Below are 22936 nucleotides of genomic sequence, written 5' to 3'. Positions count from 1 at the left end.
CGCGTGATGAACGCGTGCGCATCGATGCGAAAAATTTTCCCGATTAAGTCCATTTTTACTTTGCCACGTCAATGTGTGGGCAGTCGGTTGTTAGGTCCCGCGTCGCCGACAGCGTCGCCTGAGTCAGAGTTCTTGAGTCATGGTAGAGTCGCGTCGCGGGGCGTCTGCAAAGGCGCCCCGCACTAAATTTCAGCCGCTTGAAGAGCAACGAATCATCGTCGGCGACTGCGTCGCCGAGATGTCGAAACTGCAGGCCGCATCCGTCGACCTGGTGTTCGCGGATCCTCCCTACAATCTGCAGCTCAAGGGCGAGCTCAAGCGTCCCGACGAATCGCAGGTCGATGCCGTCGACGACGATTGGGACAAGTTCTCCTCGTTCGCCGCCTATGACGACTTCACCCGCGCCTGGCTGCTCGCCGCGCGCCGCGCGATGAAGCCGAGCGCGACGATCTGGGTGATCGGCTCCTATCACAACATCTTCCGCGTCGGCGCGATCATGCAGGATCTCGGCTTCTGGATCCTCAACGACATCGTCTGGCGCAAGTCCAACCCGATGCCGAACTTCCGCGGCCGCCGCTTCACCAACGCGCACGAGACCATGATCTGGGCCGCGCGTGACGAGAAGGCGAAGGGCTACACGTTCAACTACGAAGTGCTGAAGGCCGCCAACGAGGACGTTCAGGCGCGCTCGGACTGGCTGATTCCGTTGTGCACCGGCGAGGAGCGGCTGAAGGACGGCGACGGCAAGAAGGTTCATCCGACGCAGAAGCCCGAGGGCCTGCTGGCGCGGGTGCTGCTGTCGTCATCGAAGCCCGGCGATCTCGTGATCGATCCGTTCAACGGCACCGGCACGACCGGGGCCGTGGCAAAACGCCTCGGCCGCCGCTATATCGGCTTCGAGCGCGACAAGGTCTATGCGAAGGCAGCAGAGCGGCGCATCGCCGCGGTCGAGCCGCTGCCGGAGGCCACGCTCGCACCATTCATGACGGCGCGCGAAGCGCCGCGCGTCGCCTTCTCGGAGCTGATCGAACGCGGCATGATCGCGCCCGGCACCAAGCTCGTCGACTCCAAGCGCCGCCACGGCGCGCTGGTGCGCGCCGATGGGGCCATCATGCTGGGCGACAAGGTCGGTTCGATCCACCGCATCGGCGCGGTGGCACAAGGTCTGCCGGCCTGCAACGGCTGGACCTTCTGGCATGTCGAGACGAAGGGCGGCCTCAGGCTGATCGACGAATTGCGCGCCGAGATTCGCTCCGAGATGTCCGTCGCCTGACGCTCACGAATTCCGGCGTTCCTGTCCGGAATAACGCGCCAGCAGGTCTTCGACCTCGTACTGCTCATCGTAGCGAGCGTCGTCGCGCGGCACGACCGAGACCTGCGCAGTCGACTGCGACGATTTACCCCTGCGTCCCGCCAGGGCCGGATAGTAGCTGTCCACCGGCGGCAGCTGCATGCGATCGAGCTCAGGCTCCGCCGGCCAACGCGTGACGCGCCGGGCGGCCGCCGGCTCGATGCGGAGCTGCCGCCTGCCCCGGGCGCGCGCAAACAGCACGCTGATCGAGAAGCCCGCAATCGCGACTGCGCCGAGGAAAGCGAACATCCGCGTCTTGGACGCATCGTCCCCGGACATGCCGATCGTCACGGCCGGCGACGCATCCGCAGCGGCCAGCGCCGGCGTCGCGGGAGCAGCCGCTTCCGCGGCGCTGGTGTCGCTGGCGGCAGCGAGCGTGTAGGAGGATGCGCGCGGCGCGCCGGGCTCCGCCGCTGCCTGCAGCGTGCCGGACTGGTCGGGCCAACGCGTCGCAACAGCAGATTCGTTCACAGCCGCGCCGACCGGGTCGGGCGCACCCGCCGACGCTGACGCGACGGGCGCCGGCGCGGCGACCGGTGCAGGCGCGGCCGGAAATGCAGCAACCGACGGAAACGCAGACGTCGCCGGCACAGACGCCGCAGCGGTCGGCGTCGAGGACACGACCTTCACCTCATCGGCGGCGTCCTTGGACGACGATTGGATCTCGGCACGTGCATTGGCCGCGGTCGACGAGAGCTGAGCCCGCTCCTTCTGCGAGGCGAGCTTGCGCGTGACCAGCGACGCGCCCTTCGCTTCGCGATCGTCGTCGCGCAGATACCAGCACTGCTTCTTGGTCGCGCGATCGATGCGATAGAACCAGTGCTTCCCCGCCGGCGTCCCCGCAGGCTTTGCAAGGCATTCGTCTGCAGCCGATGCCGGTGTAAACTCGATTGTCGTCGCAGCCGCTCCCGCCAGCACGGCGATAGCAACGCACGGCAACAAACTCGTCGTTCGATTCGTCATCAGACCTCCGACGATTCAACGCGCCCCCGTTGCGCCGTTTCGGCGATGACTTCGTTCGGAATAAGGCTGCGGAGGTTCCATTTGTCGAAACAATGTTAGAACAGCGGTGTCCTTTGGATGCGTTCTAATATTTTCGGGCTGTTTTGTCGCAGCAACAGTGGGATAGTCGATGCTGTGTCTCCCATCGTGCGTTATGTCGCTCACGACAAACACGCGGATGTGAGAAAACCCAAGACTGCAATCATGAATGCCAATCACCGCGACGCGCAAAGCCGACTTTGATGCGCGTGCGACTCATTTGATCTTCATCAATGCCTTCTCGACGACTTCGCGCGTGTACGGCTTCTGAATCACCGGCATGTCGGACAGCTCCGCCGGAATCGGCGCACGCTCGCCATAGCCGGTCGCGAACATGAAGGGCACGCCGAGTTCCTTCAACCGGTGCCCGACCGGCAGGCTGCTCTCCGCGCCAAGGTTGATGTCGAGCAGCGCGAAGCTCGGCACCGCGCGCTCGATCGACTTCAACGCCTGATTGACGGAGGCCGCGGTGTCGATGTGCCGCGCACCCAGCTCGAGCAGAATCACTTCGGCGCCCATCGCGATGATCAGATTGTCCTCGACGATCAGCACCGTACCGGACAGCCGCGGCGTGTCCTCTTCCTTGAACTGATGACGGGAGGGAGCGCCTGTCATCGCCGGCACCATCTGGACGAAATTGGCAGGGATCACGAAACGCGCCTGCACGCCGAGCAGGTCGAAGCGGATCTCGGCGTCGCCCTTGAGGTCGAACGGCACCGAACGCTCGATGATGGTGGTGCCGAAGCCGCGCCGCGACGGCGGCTGCACAGGCGGGCCGCCGCTCTCCTTCCAGTCGATGACCAGGCTCCAGCCGGGATCGAGCCGCCAGATCACCTGCACCTGTCCGGTGGAGTCGGCCAGCGCGCCGTATTTCGCCGAGTTGGTCATCATCTCGTGCACGACGAGCGCGAGCGTTGCGAACGCCTTGGGGTCGAGCGCGACATCCGGCCCTTCCATCAGCACCCGCCCTGCCCGCGAACCGAGATAGGCCCCCGCTTCCGATTCGAGCAGTGCGCGCAACGCGACCGGCGCCCAATTGAGATTGGTGATCTGGTCGTGGGCGCGCGCCAGCGACTGGATGCGACCGCCGAGCACGGAAGCGAACTCCTCGACCGAGCTCGAGGTCTCCTTGCTGTGCGCGACCAGGCCGCGCACGAGGCTGAGGATGTTGCGGACGCGGTGATTAAGCTCCGCGATCATCAGCTCCTGCCGCTCCTGTGCGCCGCGGCGCTCGCGCGCGGCGAGCTCCGAAAGCTGCAGAATCACTTCAAGCAGAGTGATGCGCAGGCCCTCGGCGATGCGCAGGTCCGCCGAAGACCATGGCTTCGACTGGCCGGCCACCGTCTGCTGCCACAGCTCGAAGCTCTTGCGCGGCGTCAGGCGCGGCCCGAGCGGCCCCTCGGCATAGGTCTTGTTCGGATCGCCCGCCCAGTTGACCGAGCGCAACACCTCGCGGCGGAAGAAGATCAGGCAGTCGCGCGGCGTGCGCGAGATCGGGACGGCGAGGAAGCCGGCGGCGCGATCGCGGAATACCTCGCCGGCCGCGTACACCTTGGCAATCTCGGCGCTGGCGCAGATGCGGCCGGGGGAGGTCCGGTTGATGAAGCCGATGAGGTCCTGCACCTCCTCTTCGGTCGGCGTCTCGCCCTCGAGCGTGATCTCGTCGTCGGACCACACGGCGATGCCGTCGCACTCGATCATCTGCCGATAGTCGGCGACAAGGTCGAGGATCGCGCGCTTGCTGTGCGCCTGCGCAGCCGCGCGCTCGATCAGCCGTTCCTGGATCTGATGCGCACGCGCCTCATAGGCGACGTCGGTCTCGCGCTCGCGCGCCTCGAGCAGCCAGGAGTACATCTGGCCGAACAGCTCGGCCGCGGTACGCTTCTCGAACGACAGATGATGCGGCGCATAGTGATGGCAGGCGAACAGGCCCCACAGCTTGCCTTCGCGCAGAATCGAGACCGACATCGACGCGGCGACGCCCATGTTGCGGAGATACTCGATGTGAATGGGCGAGACCGCGCGCAGCACGCTCATCGACAGGTCGAGCAGTCCGGCATTGTGCGTAGGCGTCGACTGCAGCGGCGCAGGCGCGGCGTTGATGTCGGCGATGATCCGGAGCCAGTTGCGCTGATAGAGCTGCCGCGCCTGCTTGGGAATGTCCGAGGCCGGATAATGCAGCCCGAGGAACGGCTCCAGGCCGGAGCCCGCGACCTCGGCGATCACCTCGCCCGAGCCGTCGGGATGAAACCGATACACCATCACCCGATCGAAGCCGGTCAACAGCTTGAGCTGGCGCGCCGCCTCCTGCGCCAGATCCATCATCCCCGTCGTCTTGCGGATGCGGCCGAGCATCAGCCGCACCAGTTCGCCGGAATTGACGCCGGGCTCGATCAGACTGGGCTCGGCCTCGACGACGAGATACGCACCGGAAAAGTGGATGGCGAGGTCGAAAAGCTTGCCACGACCCTGCAGATCGACGCCGAACACGCGCTCGACCGCATCCGGGCCGCTGAGATAGTCGACCCTGGCACGGATCGCGGCCGCGGCCGCCTCCGAGAGCACGGCGTCGAGCGGCTGCTGCAGCAGCCATCCGAGGTCGCCGCCGAGAAAGTCCGGCGCGTTCTCCGAGGCCATGCATATGGTGAAGTCCGACACCAGCGCCAGCAGGAATCCGAACGGCTGAACCGTCCCGGGAACATGGATCGGCTCGCGATCGCAATTGGTGAGGTTGACCGGCTCGTTCATGCTGCTGCCATCGCCTTCGCAAACATCGCGAACGCTTCGCGTGCACTCATGATCACTCTGACATCGTCGCCGGGAGGAAGCGGCTCTTCCGCAAGCTGTGACAGGAAGCTGCGCCACAGCCCCTGCCCCGCGCCGTGACGCAGATAGCGCGTTGCCCGTCGCACGCGGGGGTCGGCCGAAGCCGCGACGATGCGCAGCAGATAGGCCGCCCCGAGACGCGAGCCTTCCAGGACATAGAGCGTGCCGAAGACGAAGGCACGATCGAGCGGCCGCGCCGGCAGGTCCATGGGAACGATACGGCCGTTGAGATCGGCAAGATCGGCGCGGATCGCCTCCGCGCGCCGCCGCCGGGTCCAGTCGCCGAGCATCGCGTCGGCGCCGGCACGGTCGAGCATCTGTTCCAGCGGCAACAGCACGGCCGCGCTCGCCTGCAGGAAGCGGCGATAATGCGCCGTCGTGGTCAGGTCGAAACGGCTGAGGCGCTCGTCGAGGGCATGATGAGCCGCTGACGTGGCGGCCTTCAATCTGTTGCGAATGCCCTCGGTGCCGTCAGCGGGAATTGAGTCATCGGAAATGGCAGCCAGCGACATCAAGGGGCTCAGAAAAAGGAGATGGGGCCGCACGGCGCGCCACGGCCTCATGCAACGTCACTGGAACGGATGAGTTCCCGCTCCAGCTCTCTTTTTCCGCCACCATGGTCCGGCTGCCCGGTCCCACAGCCGAGTTCCCCTCGGTTCCCGTCGCGCTGTGCACGTCAGCGGTCCGCAGGCACCACAGCCGCTGGCGGACCCAGCACGTTTTCGATCAGCAGCGTATCGCAATATTCGACCCATTCGGTGATGCGGCCGTTGTCGAGCCGGAGCACGTTGCAATAGCTGTTGTCGTAGGCGCGCCCATCGGCGGTCGTGTTGCGGCCTCGCGCCTGGACCACGACGTGATCGCCTTCCGCGATCAGCCGCACCGGAATGGTGGTGATGCGGCCGAGCCGCGCTCGCAGCGGCGCGAACAGCTCGGCGAGAACGGTCTCTTTGCCGTCGTAGCTGCGCGACCACGATCCGCTGCCCATGATGACGAAGCGGAAATCGTCCGACAGATGCGCCAGCAGCGGCTGCGGGTTGCTCTTGGCCAGCTCGTCGAACACGTGCTGCACGATCTGCTTGTTGTGGTGACTTAAGGTGTCCCCGGTGCTCATCGGTGATTCTTCCTTGAATTCGATGATCGTCGCATCAGCTGGCCTGCCGGAGCGAAGCCGGGAACGGTCCCAGCACCGCCTCTGTCAGCGCCGAGTCGCAATATTCGCGGATTTCCACGATGCGTCCCTCATGCAATCGGAAGATCAGGCAGTAGTCGTTGTCGTAAGCCCGCCCGGCCCTGGTGCGCATCTCGCCCTTGGCTTCGACCACGACGAGGTCGTCCTCGGCGATGAAGCGCAGCGGAAGCGTGCGGCGTCCCTCGGCCAGAAGGCTGGCGAGGTGACCGTGGAGATCGCGCAGCAGCGCCTCCTTACCCCTGATCGTCTGCGACCATGAATATTGCCCGGTGATCACCATGGTGACGTCGTCGGCGATGGCCGCGACGTAGGCGGCGCGGTCGCCGGCGGCGGCTTTCGCGAGCAGCTCCTGCATCAATTGCTTGTTGGCGCTGGCGGTCATGACATCGTTCCTCCCGAATTCCTCGTGCGACAGGGGGAAGCATGCGGCACGGTCCTGCATTCTTCCAATCGATATTGAATATGATATCAATTCGCCTGATGAATTTGGCCGCACTCGATCTCAACCTGCTGGTGGCGCTCGATGCGCTGCTCCGCGAGAGCAGCGTCAGCCGGGCCGCATTGCGCATCGGCCTGTCCCAGCCGGCGACCAGCCACGCGCTGCAGCGGCTGCGCGATCTGCTCGGTGATCCCCTGCTGGTGCGGACCGGCGCGCGAATGGAGCTCACGCCGCGGGCGCTTGCGCTGCAGGCGCCGCTCGCGCAGGCGCTGGACCAGGTGCGCGGCCTGCTCGCGCCTGATGTCTTCGACGCCATCAGCAGCGAGCGTCAGTTTCGGCTGATGATGCCCGATCTCGCGGTCGAGTTGCTGATGCCGTCCTTGATGGCCAAGGTGACGCGCGCCGCGCCCAATGTCCGCATCGACGTCGTGCCGTGGCGAGGACCTGCGATCTTCCATGCCGAATTCGCGCGCACCATCGACATGGTGATTTCGATCGGCAACGCCTTCAAGGGCTTTCACCGCCAACTGCTCTACACCGACAGCGATGCGCTCGCCGTGCGCCGCGGTCACCCCGCCGGATCAGGTCTGGCGAAGCGCGAGAGGTTTCTCTCGGCGCGCCACGTCGCCGTGGTGCTGCGCGGCCAGAGCGAGGACCTGATCGACAGCTGGCTGCGCAGCAAGGGCTGGGAGCGGCGGATCGCGCTGGTGGTGCCGAGCTACATCGAGGCGCTGCACGTCGCCGCGCGCACCGACCTCGTCGCCTTCGTGCCGCGCCGCCTGATATCAGCGCTGGCGCGGCCGTTGTCGCTGGCGACCGTGACGCCGCCGCTCGATCCCGGCATCGACGAGCAATACATGTTCTATCCGACGCGGGCCCAGGTCGAGCCGGGCTCGATCTGGCTCCGCACGCTGATGCTGGAGACCGGCCGCGAGCTCGGCGGCGCGGCTCCACGCGCGACGAAGGAATGAGCCGGCGGTGCGGGCGCCGCCCGGCGCGTGCATTCCGCGGCCGTCAGGCCGAGACCTCGGCAAGCGCCTTCTTCACCGCCGGCCGTTCAGCCATGCGCTTGAAATGAGCGGCGACCTTCGGGAAGGCGTTGATGTCGACGCCGTCGCCCTCGAGCCATTGCGCGATCGTGAACAGATAGGGATCGCAGATCGTGTACTGCTCGCCCATCACCCAGGGACCGCGCAACATCTTCTGCTCGATCAGCGCGAAGCAGGCGCCCATCGTCTCCGGCACCTTCTTCTTCATGTCGGCGAAAGAGGAGTCTTCGGTCGCCCAGCGATAGCCGCGCATCTTGTGCGCGTGGGCGATGTGGACCGTCGAGCAGAGATAGCTGGTGAACGACTGCACCTCCGCGAAGGCGAAGACATCGTCGAGCGGTGCAAGACGAGCCTCCGGGAAGCGCTGCGCGATATAGGCGAGCATCGCCGGCGTCTCGGTCAGAACCCCCTGCTCGGTCACCAGCGCCGGAACGCGCCCCTTGGGATTGATCGCGAGATAGTCCGGGCTGTTCTGCTGGTTGGTCTTGAAGCTGAGCTTCTCGGCGACGTAGTCGGCGCCGGTCTCGGCCAGCGCGATGTGTGAAGCGAGCGCGCAGGTGCCTGGCGCCACATAGAGCTTGAGCATGGTGATCCCTGACAAGACGAGACGCGAACCTAGCGGCGGCGGCATCGGCCGTCCATCCCGCTGTCGAGGGAACACGTCTGCGCAGCCAGCATGCGCCGGCGGTCGGGCAAACGGCAAGGCGGCCTCAGGTCACAGCGGCGCCACATCCATCGTGTGGACCGCCGTCGGGAAGTAGCGGAAGCCGTCACCGGCCTTGCCGATGTGCCCGATGCCCGGCCATGGGAAGTGATAACCGAGAATCCGCGTCCGGTTGGCGGCGAGCATGTCGAGCACGCGGACGCGGGTCTTGGCGGCCTGCTTCGGGTCGGTGTCATAGGCGAACTCGATCAGCGGCTTTTCGATCAGCAGCACCGGATGATGGGAGATGTCACCGATATAGGCGAGCTGATCCTTGCCCGACTGGATCAGGAAGATCGTATGCCCGACGGTGTGGCCGGGCGTGAACATCGCCTGGACGCCCGGCAGGAACTCCTGGCCGTCCTTGAAGAAGGTGATGCGGTCCTTGACAGGCACGAGATTGCGCACCGCCTGCTCGTAGAACGCCTTGTAGTTGGGGCCGACCTTGGCCTCGTCGGTCCAGAAGGTGAAGTCGGCTTCGGAGATGAACAGCTCGGCATTGGGGAAGCTCGGCTTGCCGTCCGGCCCGATGACGCCGCCGCAATGATCGATATGGGCATGCGTCATGACCAGCGCATCGACGTCCTTGGCCTCGATGCCGGCCTGCTTCAAGGTCGTCAGCATCTTGCCGGTGGTGTCGCCGAACAGCTTCGAGACGCCCATGCCGTTGTCGAAGATGATGATCTTGTCTCCCGTGTTGAGCACCAGGATGTTCTGCTCGAGGGTCGCGGCGCCTGTCGGCAGAAAGTTGCTCGTCAGCATTCCATCGAGATCACCGGGAGAAATGCCGAGGAACGCCGCATGGGGATCGCCGAGCGGCAACACGCCGTCGGAGATGATGGTGGCCTCGGCCGAGCCGAGCTTGAAGCGGAAGAACGTCGGCGCCTGCGTGTTCAGGAACGGGCCCTTGGCCAGGACGGGACTCGTGAGACCGTACAGCCCGGCCGCAGCGCCAAGGCCCAGCATCGAACGACGTGAAAATCCTGTTAGCTTTGTCATCTTTGCCTCCCCAAATCGATCTTATTCCTTGCTCGCGTTGGTCCGAGCTGCCGATCATGATGTTGTCACTTCAACAAGGTGCCGACGCTTTCCCCTTCTCGATCAGCACGCCCGTTCTCGATGAGCACGCCGCTCATGGTCATGTGCAGCACCGGTTTCCGCGCTCAACCCTCATGGTGAGGAAGCGCGCAGCGCCGTCTCCGGACGATGCTACGCATCGCCGGGAGAACCATGAGGCCCCAGGGTGGCCTCGCCCTTCGAGACGCCCGCCGTCGGCGGGCTCCTCAGGGTGAGGAGCAGCAGCTCGGAACAGGTCTGCGCGCTCAAAGAGCACGACCATCAAACACAATCTAAGATTATCTACATCTGCAATGCAGTCGCAACGTAAAAGACAAGCCAAGCGAAAGGATTCAGCGCTACAGTCGCGAAACTTGGCGCAGCATCGGCGGTTGCTTGCAGAATGATCGTTCCAGGCGACGCGACGCAGGGTCCATCGGCGCGGATCGGATGTCTGGCTATGCGAGTCAGGCACGCCCCTGCCATTGAGAAACAGTGTTCCTGTCGATCGATGGCGAAACACGACAGACGCGACCTCGCCGTCTCGCGGCGCGAAGCGCCCGAGCTGTTGCCGAGAAGGACCCTCGCAAAGAAGAGGGCGCAGGGAATGCCGGGTGCTGGCCGCAACCCATGGCCCGCCTGCAACAAAGAAAGCAGGCGGCAGTCACCACAGGTCCAGCCGGATCATCCGGCATTCCCTGCGCGATGGGCTTCCGTCTTATACGTGATCTCCCCGGGGACCGGCTGTCTTGCCCCCGTCACCGGCGGATCATCATCACCGCCCGCTTGGCATCAGCACCGGGATGCCAGGACCACACGATTTCAACGTCCGCGAAAGACCCCGCACCCGCTTCACGCCGGCGAGCCGACGCAGCGCTGCACGAGACCGGTCGACGTCGTTCGTCGGACGACGCCGTCGCAGCCACCGCATCCCGCCCCGCGTGTCGTGACGACGCGTACGCCCCTCCTGCCGGGACGGAACGGGTGGATAAGACACATGATTTGGGGGGAGAGTCAAGAGGAATTCTGAAAAACGGAACTTGCGTCTGGATGACTGCCAGGGTTGGCCCGCTGCAGTTGCCTCGTCGCCTCCCGCTCGTCGGAGCCGGTTTTATGCAGAGTCACCGTAACTCTGTAACTCTCCGATCCGCTCCCTGGGGGCATGGATCACGGCGTTCGCCGGGACGACGGCGGAGCGTGTCGGTACGGTCGCCGGAGCAAGATATCTCGGAACGTCCTGCGTATCCGGCAAGCTTGAGGTTATTTGGCGAGCGCCTTCGCCGCCTCGACCAGCCGTGCACTCGCGCTTGCGGTGGCGAGCAATACACCGGCACCGCCAGTGAGGCGTGCCTCCATGAAGGCTATCGTCCTGCCGAGTTGGAGCACCCGCGCCTCGCCGACGATCGGTCCAGGTTTTGCCGGCGCAAGAAAGTTGACGGTCGCCGTGTAGAGCCGGCCCTCGGTCTTGATGAAGACCGCAGGTCCCATCGTATCGTCGAGCATCGATGCGAGGATGCCACCCTGGATGAATCCGGCCGGGTTGCAGAACTCCGGCTTGCCGTCGAAGCCGATCTTGATCCAGCCCTCAGCCGGGCGGCCGTCGATCAGCCGCCAGCCGAGCAACACGGCGCAGGGCGGCGAAGCGAGCGTGTCGATTGCGGTTGCGATCATGGGTGCCTCCTCGGTGCGCCCAAGTTCTAGATGTCCGCTGCTGCCAGCCCTGTGTCAGCAGCCGAAGTCGCCATCGACGAGCGCTATCCAGGCGCGGCTGTCGGGCGCTGATCCAGGTCGTTGTTCGAGGCGTGAATCCGCTCTCTCTCACCCGGGCCCCTCACGCCGGCGCTTCCGCTCAAGCTTCGCGACCATGCGCGCGCCAAGCCTACGCGCAATCGATGGGAAGAGCCGAAGGCCGAGGACGGCCAGCCGGGCACGCCCACCCGGAACGATGAAATGCCGATCGCGCTGGATTCCCCGCAATGTATCCGCAACCACGAGGTCCAAGGGAGTTCTCGGGATGGTCAGCGTATGTCTCCGGTTCTCCGGTGTCCGATAGGAATCGAGCTCCGCGACCATCGGCGTCTCGAACTCTCCCGGGCAGACGAGATGAACCTTGATACCTTGGCGCAGCAGCTCGTAGTGCAGGCATTCGGTGAAGCCGACCAAGGCATGTTTCGCAGATCCATAGGCGGTGAAACCGAAAATGCCGGTTAAACCAGCGATCGATGCTATATTGATCAACCGCCCGCCAGTGGCGCCCAGATGGGGTAAAGCAGCCCTGGTGACGTTCACCACACCAAAGAAATTGGTTTGCATCACGTCCCGGAAGTCATTGTCGGTGAGGGTCTCGAACCGCCCCTCGCGCATCACGCCGGCATTGTTGAACACCATGTCGATCCCGCCTCGGCGACGAGCAACCTCCCCGATGGCCTGGAACGTCGCAATTGGATCGCCAACATCGACGGCCTGAACCTCGATATCGGCGCCGGCGTGTCGCCGACGAAGTTCGTGAGCCGCGAGGTCCAGATTATCGGTCCGCCGCGAGAGGAGCGTCAGCCGAGCGCCTTGAGGGGTAAGCGCGTTCGCTATCGCAAAGCCCAGGCCTGTCGCTCCCCCGGTGATGACAATGCTAAGTGAACGAAACATGTGAGAATCCTTGCTGAGCTTCCCAGGTGCCGTTGCGGAGCAGGACTTCGGACAAGCTCCCAGTGCTTGAAGCCTCCGGTGAGACCCCGCAGGGCGACGGCCCGTCGCCGCAAGGCATGACCACATCGTCTTCGTGCTGCCACATCCGAGCTATTCCGATTGGTATTTGAGCGACAGCGGACCGCATGCCGGGCTGCGGTCAATCGAGCGCAGCGGCGATGCGGTCGGCGAGGGCGAGCAGGGTTTCTGGTTTACCCATCGGCGCCTCCCCGTGGCCCTTCATCGGCACGTCAGCCCAGCGAGGTATGATGTGGAAATGCAGGTGGAAGACGGTCTGACCGCTGGCAGCCCCGTTCAACTGCACGATCAGGAAACCCTCGGGTGCGAGCGCCTTGACCACGGCCCGGGCGGTGCGTCGGGTGGCTACGGCCATCCGAGCGAGCACGTCCGGCTCCACGTCCAGCAGGGTGCGGGAGGTCGAGGTCTTCGAGATCACCAGGATGTGCCCCTCCGACTGCGGAAAGGCGTCCATGAACGCGAGGACGTGATCGTCCTCCCAGACCTTGGCGGCGGGAACTTCGCCGCGAAGGATTCGGCCAAAGATGTTGTTGGGGTCGTAGGGGGCGGTGAGGGTCATCTGGTGCTCCGGAGTATGGGAGAGGCTGCGGTTGGGCGTTTTGTGTGACGGCGCGGCGCTCCATCGGCCGAGGACGCGTGGTCCGCGGCACGGCGGCGCAATCGCTGAGGGGGTCTCGCGTGCCGGGCGCGGCGCGCGTGACACGGACCGTCGTCTCTTAGTCTGGCCGAGGCTGACCGGGTGCGTGTTGCAAGCGGGCTGTACCGTGTAGGCGGCATTTCCAGATGCCGGCCACGGCAAGAAGCCGCCACAACTCAACAGTCGCAATCAAGAGAGCGTTGGACATCATTTCCCCAAACAGATCTTTCCGCTATGGACGCCGCGTACGACAAAAGCTTGCGCGCCCAGGTCGCTGGATTGCGTCGGCGTGATCTTCTCGCAGCATAGACGTGTGGAGGAATGGTCGCTTGCCAGAATCGGCTACCAACTTCGACGAGAGAGCTTTGTTGTGCCTCTGGCCTCAGCGAATGATGTTCATCGGGCGTCCAGGTGCGCTGCCGCTGCACCGGCATCCAATATCGGTCTGCCTGGTGGCGCTTCAGGGGCCTCTGCGGATCGGCACCACAATGGCCGGGGAAAGCCTGACCTGCCTTACGGCCATCGTCCCCGCAGGCTTGTCGCATACCCTTGATCCAAGCGGGGCGCCGGTGGCCGTGATATACAACGATCCTGACGATCCTTACTATCGGCGCCTCTCGCCCCATCAGGGATGTGGCCTAAGCTCACTGGCCCCTGACGTCGAAAGCTCGCTTATCGTCGCTGTGCGGAATCTCTACGCGTTGCATCAGGCCGGTCATAGACTACGCTTCGACGATTTCGATTTCGCGGCTGAGCAGGCATTGGGAATCGAACCGCGTCCACCACGAGTCGATGCGCGGGTCGAACATATCGTGTCTATCATAAGGGCTGACATCGCCCGCAATCACTCGATCCAGGAACTGGCCCGGCGAGTCGACCTTTCCCCCAGCCGCCTGCAGCATCTGTTCGTCCAAGAGATTGGGGTGCCATTGAGGACGTTCAGGATTTGGATTCGTTTCCGGCACGCTGTGGAGCGTGTGGGAGGCGGCGACTCCATCACGTCGGCGGCCCTCGATGCAGGCTTTGCGAGCTCCAGCCATTTCAGCCACGCCTTCAAGGCAACCTTTGGCGCGACTGCGGCCAGCGTGCTCAAGGACGCTCCGTCCAGGGTCCAGATTCGATTGATCGGGTAGCTACGAGGGCCGCCATGGGCGCGGCGGACGAGCGTCGCGATCGGCCGAGATCAGGTAGGGTGAACAAAGCAGCCGCCCGCCAGGGCGGCAGCGTGCCCACCGCGTCACCGCGCACCCAGAGCCAAACGATGGGCACGGCGCGCGAAACAGCGCGGCCGTGGCGAGCTGTGGTGATGCGCACCTTTGCCCACTCTACGTCAGCTAGCCGGGTTCTTCAGCCTCCGTCACAGACGCATCCTCAATCACCCAACCCATGCGCCACCACCTTGCGCATCACGTTGGGCAGCGCCTCGCCGTCGAGCGTCGCGATCGGCACCCAGCGCATGCCGTCTGGCGCGCGCGTGCGGGCCGGCACGCGGGCCGCGTAGACCACGAGCTCCAGCGGAAAATGCGTGAAGACATGTGTGACGACGCCGAGCTTGCGGTGCCAGCCTTTCACACCGGCCAACTCTGGCGCCTGCGCCAGCGCGTCGGCGTCGTCCTGGCCGGCGCGCCACTCCGAGCCGGGGACCTCGGTCATCCCGCCGAGCAGGCCCTTCGAGGGACGCGAGCGCACCAGCAGCTCATCGCCCCTGACGACGACGAAGGCGGCGCCACGCCGCAGCGCGCCGGTCTTCTTGGCGCCTTTGCGCGGGAACGTCTCCTGGTCACCGCGCTCGCGCGCTGCGCAGTCGTCGTTCAGCGGGCACAGCGCGCAGGCCGGCTTCTTCGGCGTGCAGATGGTGGCGCCGAGGTCCATCAGCGCCTGCGCGCTGTCGCCGGCGCGGGACGGGCCGAGCAAGGTGGCGGCGAGCGCCTGGATCTGCGGCTTGGCTTGCGGCAATGCCTCCTCCACGGCGAATAGCCGCGAGACGACGCGCTCGATGTTGCCGTCGACCGGCATGGTCAGGCGATCGAACGCGATCGCGGCGATGGCCGCGGCAGTATAGGGACCGATGCCGGGCAGCGCGCGCAAGCCCTCCTCCGTGTCCGGGAAGGCGCCGTCATGCTCGCGCATCACGGTGACGGCGCAGGCATGCAGGTTGCGCGCCCGCGAATAATAGCCGAGCCCCGCCCACATCCGCAGCACGTCGTCGAGATCGGCGCTACCGAGCGCAGTGACATCAGGCCAGCGGGCGACAAACTTCTCGAAATACGGCCCGACCGCCTTCACCGTGGTCTGCTGCAGCATGATCTCCGACAACCAGACCCGATACGGATCGGAGCGCTGTCCGGCTGGCGCACGCCATGGCAGCCGCCGGCGATGGCGATCGTACCAGGCGAGAAGCTGTGCGGGACGCCCTGCTTCCCCGACAGCGATATCATGTTTGCGAGAAGCCTTGAGTTGAGCCACCCCTCCTCCATACGAGGAAACGAGCAACGAGACCAGAACCCTGATCCGGAAGTCCCCAACTCGTGGCAGAGCCAAATAGAATGCGCTCGCATTCTATAACGTCCCGCGTTATAAGTTCCGGATGATCCAGAGCTTCGCGGATCGCGAGACGGAGCTGATATGGAGCGGCCGACGGAGCCGGAGATTGCCGTCCGACATCCAGGATGTCGCGCTTCGCAAACTTCGTCTTTTGAATCAGGCGCGGGTTCTCGACGATCTCCGCGTGCCGCCGGGCAACCGTCTCGAAGCCTTGAAGGCCGACCGCGTCGGCCAGCATTCGATCAGGATCAACGATCAATGCCGAATTTGCTTCGTCTGGGATGATAGAGGACCGGCGCATGTCGAAATCGTCGACTACCACCGCTAGAAGCAACCTGCTGCACAATCCCCATCCCGGCGAAATCCTGCTGGAAGAGTTCCTCAAGCCGATGGGGCTGAGCCAGAACGCGCTGGCGCGTGCCGTTCACGTGCCGCCCCGGCGGATCAATGAAATCGTGCTGGGCAAGCGCGACATCACTGCCGACACCGACCTGCGCCTTGCCCGTTATTTCCGGATCTCGGAGGGCTTTTTCCTCGGTCTCCAGATGGATTATGATCTCATGCAGCGGCGCCGCGAGATTGCGCCGGACCTGAAGGCCATCCGGCCGCGTGCGGCCTGACGCCCGCGCCGTTGCGAGCATTGATCATGGCAAAGCCCGGCCGTCTCACCGCAAAGCCTCTCTCGCTGATGATGGGCGACGTGCTGACGGCCGCCTATGCCAAGCAGGGGTTTGCCGCACGTGAACTCGTGACACGCTGGCCGGAGATCGCGGGCCGCGACATCGCCGAGCATGCCCAGCCGTTGAAGATGCAATGGCCGCGGCCGGTCGAGGGCCAGCCGCAGGAGCCGGCCACCTTGATCCTGCGCGTCGAGGGGCCGATGGCGCTGGAGATCCAGCATTCCTCGGATGTGATCCTGGAGCGGGTCAACCGGTTCTTCGGCTGGCATGCGGTGGGCAAGCTGGCGCTGCGCCAGGGGCCGCTGACCCGGCCGCCGCTGAAGCGCCGCCCGGCCCCGCCCGATCCGAAAAAGGTGGCGAAGGTCGCTGAGACCCTGACCGCGATCGAGGACGACGCGCTGCGTGACGCGCTGGCCCGGCTGGGCGCGGCCATCAAGCGAAATTGACGTTCGCCGTTTGATCCCGGCTTGAGCGCCGGCATTGCCTCCAACTGGGTTTCAAGCTAGCGAAAAGGCACGTCACGAGTGTTTCAGGCGCGAGATGCGCCCATTTCGGAGCAGAGCCTTGATCATTACCCGCCGCGCCTTCACCGCAGCCTTGTCGCTGACCGGCCTCGCCGCCCTGGCGGGCCTGTCCCCGCTGCGGCTGATCTCGGACGCGATGGCGCAGAGCGCCGCCGATGTCGCCAAGCCCCAGTCCTTGCCCGACATGGCGATCGGGCCGGCAGACGCTGCGGTGACCATCACCGAATACGCCTCCATGACCTGCCCGCATTGCGCGGCGTTCAACGCCACCGTGTTCCCGAAGCTGAAGGCCGAATACATCGATACCGGCAAGATCCGCTACATCTTCCGCGAGTTCCCGCTCGACATCAAAGCCGCCGCGGGCTCGATGCTGACGCGCTGCATCGCCAATGGCGACGCACAGAAGTATTTTGCGGTCACCGACATGCTGTTCCGCTCGCAGAACGACTGGGTGGTGAAGAACACCACGGAGACGCTGACGCGGATCGGCAAGCAGGCCGGCCTCAGCCAGCAGCAGGTCGAGGCCTGCCTCAAGGACCAGGCGCTGCTCGACAAGATCGCCGCCGACCAGAAATACGCGAGCGACATTCTCAAGGTCGATTCGACGCCGACCTTCTTCATCAACGGCGAGAAGATCAAGGGCGAGGCTTCGATCGAGGAGTTTCAGAAGAAGATCAACCCGCTTCTGAAGAGCTGATTCGAGAGACTGAGTCCGGCAAGACACAGCGCGGCCCCTTCGTGGGGCCGCTTCTGATTCGTGGGCCGTTCGCTGCGAGAAAGCCTTGGAAAAGCGGGGCCGCCGGGTTGCCCTCGCGGGCGGCCATCGCCATTGTCCGGCCCCTAGAATGGGGCGCAAAGGCGACTCAGTCCACATTGACATTGCCTTCCATGGTATTGTCGGGGTTGGGAGATTCGTCTCCCGCCAACAGAGAATCTGTGCATGAAACTCACGCGTCTTCGTCTTCACGGTTTCAAGACGTTCGTCGAACCGACTGACTTCGTGATCGAACCCGGTCTCACCGGCGTCGTCGGTCCGAACGGCTGCGGCAAGTCGAATCTGGTCGAGGCGCTGCGCTGGGCGATGGGCGAGACCTCGCACAAATCGCTGCGCGCGGCCGACATGGACGCCGTGATCTTCTCCGGCTCGAACACGCGGCCCTCGCGCAACCACGCCGAAGTGGTGATGACGATCGACAACAGCGATCGCACCGCGCCGGCTGCCGTGAACGACCGAGACATTCTCGAGATCTCGCGCCGCATCGAGCGCGAGGCCGGCTCGGTGTATCGCATCAACGGCCGCGACGTGCGCGCCCGCGACGTGCAGATCCTGTTCGCCGACGCCGCCACAGGCGCTCGCTCGCCGGCCCTCGTCCACCAGGGCAAGATCGGCGAAATCATTCAAGCGAAACCCGAGCAGCGCCGCCGCGTGCTGGAAGACGCCGCCGGCGTCGCCGGCCTGCATGCGCGCCGCCACGAGGCCGAGCTGCGGCTGAAGGCGGCCGAGACCAATCTGCTGCGCGTCGAGGACGTCATCGGCCAGCTCTCCGGCCAGATGGAAGGCCTGCGCAAGCAGGCGCGGCAGGCGATCCGCTATCGCGAGGTCGCCGCCAAGGTGCGCAAGGCCGAAGCGACGCTCTATCATCTGCGCTGGATGGGGGCGCATGCCGACCTCAACGACGCCGCGCATGTGCACGACGTCGCCGTGCGCGAGATGGCCGAGCGGACCCGCGAACAGGCCGAATCCGCCCGTATCCAGGCCATCCGCTCGTCGCATCTGCCGGCGCTGCGCGAGGCCGAGGCCCGCGCCGCCGCGACGATGCAGCGGCTGAAGAACGCCCGCGACCTGCTCGACCGCGAGGAGGTTCGCGCCAAGGAGCGCGTCGGCGAGCTCGATCGCCGCCTGATGCAGCTCACCGCCGACGTCGCGCGCGAGCAGCAGCAGAACCAGGATGCGCAGGTCGCGCTGCAACGTCTTGAAACTGAAGATGCGGAGCTGAAGGAAGAGATCAAGGCGCGCGTCGAGATGCGCAGCGGCGTCGACGAGCGCGTCGCCGAGGCCGAGGCCCTGCTCGCCGAGACCGAGCGCCAGTTCACCGAGCTGACGACGCAGCTCGCCGATCTCACCGCGCGCCGCAACCAGCTCGAGGCCAACGTCCGCAGCCACCGCGACCGTCTCGCCCGGCTCGACCAGGACATCGCCAATGTCCGCGCCGACGAGGAGCGGCTGGCGCAGGAGACCGCCCATCTCGGCGATCTCGACACGCTCGCCGCCGCGCTCGAAGCCGCGGAAGAATCCGAGGCGCAGGCCGAAGCCGCGGTGCAGACCAACGAGGCCGCGCAGGCCAATGCGCGGCAGAAGCTCGAAGCCTCGCGCGCGCCGCTCGCCGAAGCCGAGAAGCGCGCGCAGCGGCTGGAGACCGAGGCGCGCACCATCTCCAAGATGGTCAACAGCGAGACCAAGAACCTGTGGCCGCCGATCATCGACGGCGTCACCGTCGCCAAGGGCTATGAGAAGGCGCTGGGCGCCGTGCTCGGCGACGATCTCGATGCTCCGGTCGATGCGTCCGCGCCGATGCACTGGACCGTCGCCGGCGCGGAGGTCACCGACCCCGCGCTGCCCGACGGAGTCGAGCCGCTCGCCGCCTATGTGCAGGCGCCGCCTGAGCTGTCGCGCCGTCTCGCCCAGATCGGGGTCGTGTCGCGCGATCGCGGCGCTCAACTGGTTTCTCAGCTCAGGACCGGCCAGCGGCTGGTGTCGCCGGAAGGCGACGTCTGGCGCTGGGACGGCTTCATTGCCGCCGCGCACGCGCCGACCGGCGCGGCCCGCCGGCTCGCCGAGCGCGCCCGCCTGATCGACATCGAGGCCGAGCTGGAGCAGGCGCGCATCGATGCCACGAACAAGCGCCAGGCGCTGGAGAGCGCCGAGGCCGAGGTGAAGGCTGCGACCGCCGCCGAGAGCGCCGCGCGCGAAGCCTGGCGCGCCGCGCAGCGCGAGGTGAACTCGGCGCGCGAGCGCCACGCCAACGCCGAGCGCGAAATCAACCGCCATTCGGCGCGCAAATCGGCGCTGGTCGAGGCGTCCACGCGTCTCGCCCACGACCGCGCCGAGATCGCCGAGCTGCACCAGAATGCGCTGGAGGCGATCGAGGAGCTGCCGGCGACGACCGAGGCCGACGGCCGGTTGGCGGCCGTGCGCGCAGAGATCGAGACCAAGCGCCGTGCCGCCGCGCAGGTGCGCGCCGAGGCCCAGGCGCTGGCCCGCGAGGCCGAGCTCGCCGATCGCCGCGTGCAGGCGATCATCAGCGAGCGCAACGACTGGTTCAACCGCATCCGCGGCGCCGGCTCGCAGATCGCCACCATCGAGGCGCGCATCGCCGAGGTAAGGGACGAGCGCGCCGAGCTCGACAACGCCCCGGAGATTTTTGCCGAGAAGCGCAGCGCGCTGATCGACGAGCTCGCGATTGCCGAGGAGGAGCGCCAGGTCGCGGCCGACGCGCTGGCCGAGGCCGAGACCGCGATGGGCGACACCGACCGCGCCGCCAAGGCGTCGCTGGAAGCGTTGTCGAAGTCGCGCGAGGCAGCGGCCCGTGCCGAGGAGCGGCTGGAGAGCGCCAAGCGCCGCATCGGCGACGTCGAGCGCGAGATCCACGACATGCTCGAATGCGAACCGCAGGCCGTCGCGGCGATGGCCGAGATCGGTCCGGACACGCAACTGCCGCCGCTGCACGAGATCGAAGAGACCTTGGAGAAGCTGCGCCGCGACCGCGAGCGGCTCGGCGCCGTCAACCTGCGTGCCGAGGAGGAGCTGACCGAGGTCGAGGGCTCGCACACCGCGCTGACCACCGAGCGCGACGACCTGGTCGAAGCCATCAAGCGGCTGCGCCAGGGCATCCAGAGCCTCAACAAAGAGGCGCGCGAGCGCCTGCAATCCTCGTTCGAGACCGTCAACGACCACTTCAAGCGCCTGTTCACCGAGCTGTTCGGCGGCGGCGAGGCGGCGCTGCATCTGATCGAGAGCGACGATCCGCTCGAGGCCGGCCTCGAGATCATCGCCAAGCCGCCGGGCAAGAAGCCGCAGACGCTGTCGCTCTTGTCGGGCGGCGAGCAGGCGCTGACCGCGATGGCGCTGATCTTCGCGGTGTTCCTCACCAACCCCTCGCCGATCTGCGTGCTGGACGAGGTCGACGCGCCGCTCGACGACCACAACGTCGAACGGTTCTGCAACCTGCTGCACGAGATGAAGGGCTCGACCGAGACCCGCTTCATCATCATCACCCACAACCCGATCACCATGGCGCGCATGAACCGGCTGTTCGGCGTCACCATGGCGGAGCGCGGCGTCTCGCAGCTCGTCTCGGTCGCGCTCGACGAGGCCGTGAAGATCCTCGACCAGCAGGTGGCGTGATCGTGCTGCGTCATTCCGGATCGCCGCGTCGGCGGCGCCCGGATTGACGCGTGGAGAGGACCGATGATCTCTCCCGATCTGCCCGCCGCGCTGAAGGCGTCCCTCGAAGCCAGGCTGCACGGGCAGTCGCGGCAGGATGCAGCCGCCCGAGCGGCCCGCATCTCGGCCGCCTATCGCAGCGGCGGCAATTCCGGAACGATCACGAGCGACACCGACGCCATCGCCTATGCCACCGTGCGGATGCCGGCGACTTATGCCGCGATCGCGGCGAGCCTGAACGCCGTGATGCAGGCCTGCCCGGACTTCGCACCGGCCTCGCTGCTGGACGTCGGTGCCGGGCCGGCGACCGCGAGCTTCGCTGCGGCGGAAGCGTTTCCGCCGCTGACCTCGTTCAACGCCGTCGATTCCAATGCAGCGTTGCGCGGGCTGGCGCTGACGCTCGCTGACGACACGATGCGCCTGCGCGACCTCTCCTATGCGCTGGGACCGGCGCGAGCGCTGCTCGATCGTGCCGGAAGTGCCGATCTCGTCATCGCCAGCTACATGATCGGCGAACTGACGGACGCCGATCGCCCTGCGATCGTGGACGCGCTGTGGGCGACGACCGGTGATACGCTGCTTATCGTCGAGCCCGGCACGCCCGCCGGCTATCAGCGCATCCTCGCAGCGCGTGACCGCCTGATCGCAGCCGGCGCTCATGTCGTAGCGCCCTGCCCGCACGCAGCGCCCTGCCCGCTGGTCGCACCGGACTGGTGCCATTTCGCGCAGCGGCTGGCGCGGTCCCGGGCGCATCGCGAGCTGAAGGGCGCCGACGTCCCGTTCGAGGACGAGAAGTTCAGCTTCATTGCCCTCACGCGCAAGCCAGCAACGCATCAGCCCGCCGCACGCGTGCTCGCGCCGACGGCGATCACCAAGATCGGGGCAGCCGCGAAGCTGTGTCAGGCGGACGGCGCTGCCGGCGTCGTCAGCATCCCGCGCCGCGACAAGCCCGCCTTCGCCGCCGCCCGCCGGTGGGACTGGGGCGACGGCGTCGAGCCGCCGCCGCGCCACTGAATACCTGCCCGGCCGCCGATGGTTAACGACAGGTCGAGTTTGTCTCTCATTTTCGCGATTTCGCGAAACCGGCGAGAAATCCGCGTTTGCTACGGTGAGCTGCAACGGGCGCTGACATGCGCTGCTCACAAGGGAATGCATTTCGATGTTCAGGACGATGACGATCGCTGCGATGCTGCTGGCTTCGGCAGGGACCGCCTTCGCGGGCGGCCATGGCGGCGAGTCCTCGGCGCCGCCGCCGGCTCCCAAGCAGGAAGGCCCGCCGGCCAGGGCGATCATCGGCAAGAACGGGCCGGTTCTGACGGACCCGAAAGGCATGACGCTGTACTATACCGAGCGCGACACGACCGGGAACAAATCGACCTGCGACGGCGACTGTGCCCAGAAGCGCCCCCCGCTGGCGGCGCCCGACAACGCGGTCGCGACCGGCGACTTCACCGTCATCACCCGCAGCGACGGCAAGAAGATGTGGGCCTACCGCTACCGGCCGCTCTACACCTCGCAGCTCGACAGCGCCCCCGGCGATATCAAGGGCAACGACCCCACGCAGCAATGGCGGATCGCCCGCCCCTATTGAACCCTGCGCGTCGTTGCCTCCGGCGCCAATTCGGCCACCTGGGCGCCCATCGAACGGACCGGTCAGGCCAAAGCGACTTGAACGGGCATCCCCCCTGATGCGACCAATGCACGCCGGTCCAGCTGCGGACCGGCGGCG

The 22936-nt window shown here is 66.0% G+C and carries 21 protein-coding genes; 10 read left to right on the top strand and 11 right to left on the bottom strand.

Annotated elements, in window-relative coordinates; genetic code table 11:
- Nucleotides 1-139: 139 nt before the first annotated feature.
- Nucleotides 140-1273, top strand: coding sequence for a site-specific DNA-methyltransferase (locus ACQR1D_RS28570; RefSeq protein WP_316178181.1), 1134 nt, complete (start codon nt 140-142; stop codon nt 1271-1273).
- Nucleotides 1274-1276: 3 nt separating this feature from the next.
- Here the strand turns inward: ACQR1D_RS28570 and ACQR1D_RS28565 are convergent, their stop codons facing one another.
- From ACQR1D_RS28565 to ACQR1D_RS28545, 5 genes are all read right to left on the bottom strand, one after another.
- Nucleotides 1277-2290, bottom strand: coding sequence for a hypothetical protein (locus ACQR1D_RS28565; protein ID WP_316238236.1), 1014 nt, complete (start codon nt 2288-2290; stop codon nt 1277-1279).
- 318 nt (nt 2291-2608) lie between these two features.
- On the bottom strand, nt 2609-5140 hold the full coding sequence (locus ACQR1D_RS28560; protein ID WP_434894217.1) for an HWE histidine kinase domain-containing protein: 2532 nt from the start codon (nt 5138-5140) through the stop codon (nt 2609-2611).
- Nucleotides 5137-5730, bottom strand: a complete 594-nt coding sequence (locus ACQR1D_RS28555; protein ID WP_434840454.1) for a biliverdin-producing heme oxygenase — start codon at nt 5728-5730, stop codon at nt 5137-5139. Before ACQR1D_RS28555 ends, ACQR1D_RS28560 begins: the two co-directional genes overlap by 4 nt.
- A gap of 164 nt (nt 5731-5894) precedes the next feature.
- Nucleotides 5895-6332 (bottom strand): nuclear transport factor 2 family protein, encoded by a 438-nt coding sequence (locus ACQR1D_RS28550; protein WP_434840455.1) that lies wholly within the window; start codon nt 6330-6332, stop codon nt 5895-5897.
- Between the two features lie 34 nt (nt 6333-6366).
- Nucleotides 6367-6792, bottom strand: a complete 426-nt coding sequence (locus tag ACQR1D_RS28545) for a nuclear transport factor 2 family protein (RefSeq protein WP_434840456.1) — start codon at nt 6790-6792, stop codon at nt 6367-6369.
- Nucleotides 6793-6890: 98 nt separating this feature from the next.
- Between ACQR1D_RS28545 and ACQR1D_RS28540 the strand changes: the two genes are divergently transcribed.
- Entirely contained in the window at nt 6891-7820 is a 930-nt protein-coding gene (locus ACQR1D_RS28540) for a LysR family transcriptional regulator (protein ID WP_434840457.1), read from the top strand.
- 43 nt (nt 7821-7863) lie between these two features.
- Here the strand turns inward: ACQR1D_RS28540 and ACQR1D_RS28535 are convergent, their stop codons facing one another.
- From ACQR1D_RS28535 to ACQR1D_RS28515, 5 genes are all read right to left on the bottom strand, one after another.
- Nucleotides 7864-8484, bottom strand: a complete 621-nt coding sequence (locus tag ACQR1D_RS28535) for a glutathione S-transferase family protein (RefSeq protein ID WP_316178174.1) — start codon at nt 8482-8484, stop codon at nt 7864-7866.
- Between the two features lie 129 nt (nt 8485-8613).
- Nucleotides 8614-9600: an MBL fold metallo-hydrolase gene (locus ACQR1D_RS28530; RefSeq protein WP_434840459.1), complete on the bottom strand. Its 987-nt coding sequence runs from the start codon at nt 9598-9600 to the stop codon at nt 8614-8616.
- A 1317-nt stretch (nt 9601-10917) separates the two neighbouring features.
- Nucleotides 10918-11328: a PaaI family thioesterase gene (locus tag ACQR1D_RS28525; RefSeq protein WP_434894218.1), complete on the bottom strand. Its 411-nt coding sequence runs from the start codon at nt 11326-11328 to the stop codon at nt 10918-10920.
- 147 nt (nt 11329-11475) lie between these two features.
- Complete coding sequence (locus ACQR1D_RS28520) at nt 11476-12300, bottom strand: SDR family NAD(P)-dependent oxidoreductase (protein ID WP_434840461.1); 825 nt, start codon at nt 12298-12300, stop codon at nt 11476-11478.
- 199 nt (nt 12301-12499) lie between these two features.
- The gene (locus ACQR1D_RS28515; RefSeq protein WP_315802805.1) at nt 12500-12937 is read right to left on the bottom strand and encodes an HIT family protein; all 438 of its coding nucleotides are present in this window, start codon (nt 12935-12937) and stop codon (nt 12500-12502) included.
- Nucleotides 12938-13404: 467 nt separating this feature from the next.
- Between ACQR1D_RS28515 and ACQR1D_RS28510 the strand changes: the two genes are divergently transcribed.
- Complete coding sequence (locus ACQR1D_RS28510) at nt 13405-14148, top strand: helix-turn-helix domain-containing protein (protein ID WP_434845359.1); 744 nt, start codon at nt 13405-13407, stop codon at nt 14146-14148.
- Between the two features lie 238 nt (nt 14149-14386).
- On the opposite strand, the gene mutY is transcribed toward ACQR1D_RS28510, so the two are convergent.
- Nucleotides 14387-15481: an A/G-specific adenine glycosylase gene (gene mutY / locus ACQR1D_RS28505; RefSeq protein ID WP_410051434.1), complete on the bottom strand. Its 1095-nt coding sequence runs from the start codon at nt 15479-15481 to the stop codon at nt 14387-14389.
- Nucleotides 15482-15602: 121 nt separating this feature from the next.
- On the opposite strand from mutY, the gene ACQR1D_RS28500 reads away from it, so the two are divergent.
- From ACQR1D_RS28500 to ACQR1D_RS28470, 7 genes are all read left to right on the top strand, one after another.
- A complete protein-coding gene (locus tag ACQR1D_RS28500) occupies nt 15603-15887 on the top strand; it encodes a type II toxin-antitoxin system RelE/ParE family toxin (RefSeq protein WP_434840464.1) in 285 nt (94 codons plus the stop codon).
- Nucleotides 15859-16179 carry a HigA family addiction module antitoxin gene (locus ACQR1D_RS28495; protein ID WP_315802800.1) on the top strand — a complete coding sequence of 107 codons (321 nt, stop codon included), beginning with the start codon at nt 15859-15861 and terminating at the stop codon, nt 16177-16179. The genes ACQR1D_RS28500 and ACQR1D_RS28495 overlap by 29 nt, the downstream gene beginning before the upstream one ends.
- A 26-nt stretch (nt 16180-16205) precedes the next feature.
- The gene (locus tag ACQR1D_RS28490; RefSeq protein ID WP_434840465.1) at nt 16206-16685 is read left to right on the top strand and encodes a DUF721 domain-containing protein; all 480 of its coding nucleotides are present in this window, start codon (nt 16206-16208) and stop codon (nt 16683-16685) included.
- Nucleotides 16686-16803: 118 nt separating this feature from the next.
- Nucleotides 16804-17460 carry a DsbA family protein gene (locus ACQR1D_RS28485; RefSeq protein ID WP_315802798.1) on the top strand — a complete coding sequence of 219 codons (657 nt, stop codon included), beginning with the start codon at nt 16804-16806 and terminating at the stop codon, nt 17458-17460.
- Between the two features lie 243 nt (nt 17461-17703).
- Nucleotides 17704-21168, top strand: a complete 3465-nt coding sequence (gene smc, locus ACQR1D_RS28480) for a chromosome segregation protein SMC (protein WP_434840466.1) — start codon at nt 17704-17706, stop codon at nt 21166-21168.
- A gap of 63 nt (nt 21169-21231) precedes the next feature.
- On the top strand, nt 21232-22221 hold the full coding sequence (locus ACQR1D_RS28475) for a small ribosomal subunit Rsm22 family protein (RefSeq protein ID WP_434840467.1): 990 nt from the start codon (nt 21232-21234) through the stop codon (nt 22219-22221).
- Between the two features lie 145 nt (nt 22222-22366).
- Nucleotides 22367-22798 (top strand): COG4315 family predicted lipoprotein, encoded by a 432-nt coding sequence (locus ACQR1D_RS28470; protein ID WP_434840468.1) that lies wholly within the window; start codon nt 22367-22369, stop codon nt 22796-22798.
- The last annotated feature ends 138 nt before the right edge of the window (nt 22799-22936 follow it).

Source organism: Bradyrhizobium sp. HKCCYLRH2047 (assembly GCF_051168175.1).
In the GTDB taxonomy this organism is placed as follows: Bacteria; Pseudomonadota; Alphaproteobacteria; order Rhizobiales; family Xanthobacteraceae; genus Bradyrhizobium.
Note: the sequence above shows the minus strand (reverse complement) of the source record. Positions and strands in the feature narration are given on the sequence as shown.

What these genes read in the sequence shown, in the direction of transcription:
- ACQR1D_RS28570 (WP_316178181.1), top strand. Translation starts at nt 140, where the DNA reads ATGGTAGAGTCGCGTCGCGGGGCGTCTGCAAAGGCGCCCCGCACTAAA.
- ACQR1D_RS28560 (WP_434894217.1), bottom strand. Translation starts at nt 5,140, where the DNA reads ATGAACGAGCCGGTCAACCTCACCAATTGCGATCGCGAGCCGATCCAT.
- ACQR1D_RS28555 (WP_434840454.1), bottom strand. Translation starts at nt 5,730, where the DNA reads ATGTCGCTGGCTGCCATTTCCGATGACTCAATTCCCGCTGACGGCACC.
- ACQR1D_RS28550 (WP_434840455.1), bottom strand. Translation starts at nt 6,332, where the DNA reads ATGAGCACCGGGGACACCTTAAGTCACCACAACAAGCAGATCGTGCAG.
- ACQR1D_RS28545 (WP_434840456.1), bottom strand. Translation starts at nt 6,792, where the DNA reads ATGACCGCCAGCGCCAACAAGCAATTGATGCAGGAGCTGCTCGCGAAA.
- ACQR1D_RS28540 (WP_434840457.1), top strand. Translation starts at nt 6,891, where the DNA reads ATGAATTTGGCCGCACTCGATCTCAACCTGCTGGTGGCGCTCGATGCG.
- ACQR1D_RS28535 (WP_316178174.1), bottom strand. Translation starts at nt 8,484, where the DNA reads ATGCTCAAGCTCTATGTGGCGCCAGGCACCTGCGCGCTCGCTTCACAC.
- ACQR1D_RS28530 (WP_434840459.1), bottom strand. Translation starts at nt 9,600, where the DNA reads ATGACAAAGCTAACAGGATTTTCACGTCGTTCGATGCTGGGCCTTGGC.
- ACQR1D_RS28525 (WP_434894218.1), bottom strand. Translation starts at nt 11,328, where the DNA reads ATGATCGCAACCGCAATCGACACGCTCGCTTCGCCGCCCTGCGCCGTG.
- ACQR1D_RS28520 (WP_434840461.1), bottom strand. Translation starts at nt 12,300, where the DNA reads ATGTTTCGTTCACTTAGCATTGTCATCACCGGGGGAGCGACAGGCCTG.
- ACQR1D_RS28515 (WP_315802805.1), bottom strand. Translation starts at nt 12,937, where the DNA reads ATGACCCTCACCGCCCCCTACGACCCCAACAACATCTTTGGCCGAATC.
- ACQR1D_RS28510 (WP_434845359.1), top strand. Translation starts at nt 13,405, where the DNA reads ATGATGTTCATCGGGCGTCCAGGTGCGCTGCCGCTGCACCGGCATCCA.
- ACQR1D_RS28500 (WP_434840464.1), top strand. Translation starts at nt 15,603, where the DNA reads ATGATCCAGAGCTTCGCGGATCGCGAGACGGAGCTGATATGGAGCGGC.
- ACQR1D_RS28495 (WP_315802800.1), top strand. Translation starts at nt 15,859, where the DNA reads ATGTCGAAATCGTCGACTACCACCGCTAGAAGCAACCTGCTGCACAAT.
- ACQR1D_RS28490 (WP_434840465.1), top strand. Translation starts at nt 16,206, where the DNA reads ATGGCAAAGCCCGGCCGTCTCACCGCAAAGCCTCTCTCGCTGATGATG.
- smc (WP_434840466.1), top strand. Translation starts at nt 17,704, where the DNA reads ATGAAACTCACGCGTCTTCGTCTTCACGGTTTCAAGACGTTCGTCGAA.
- ACQR1D_RS28475 (WP_434840467.1), top strand. Translation starts at nt 21,232, where the DNA reads ATGATCTCTCCCGATCTGCCCGCCGCGCTGAAGGCGTCCCTCGAAGCC.
- ACQR1D_RS28470 (WP_434840468.1), top strand. Translation starts at nt 22,367, where the DNA reads ATGTTCAGGACGATGACGATCGCTGCGATGCTGCTGGCTTCGGCAGGG.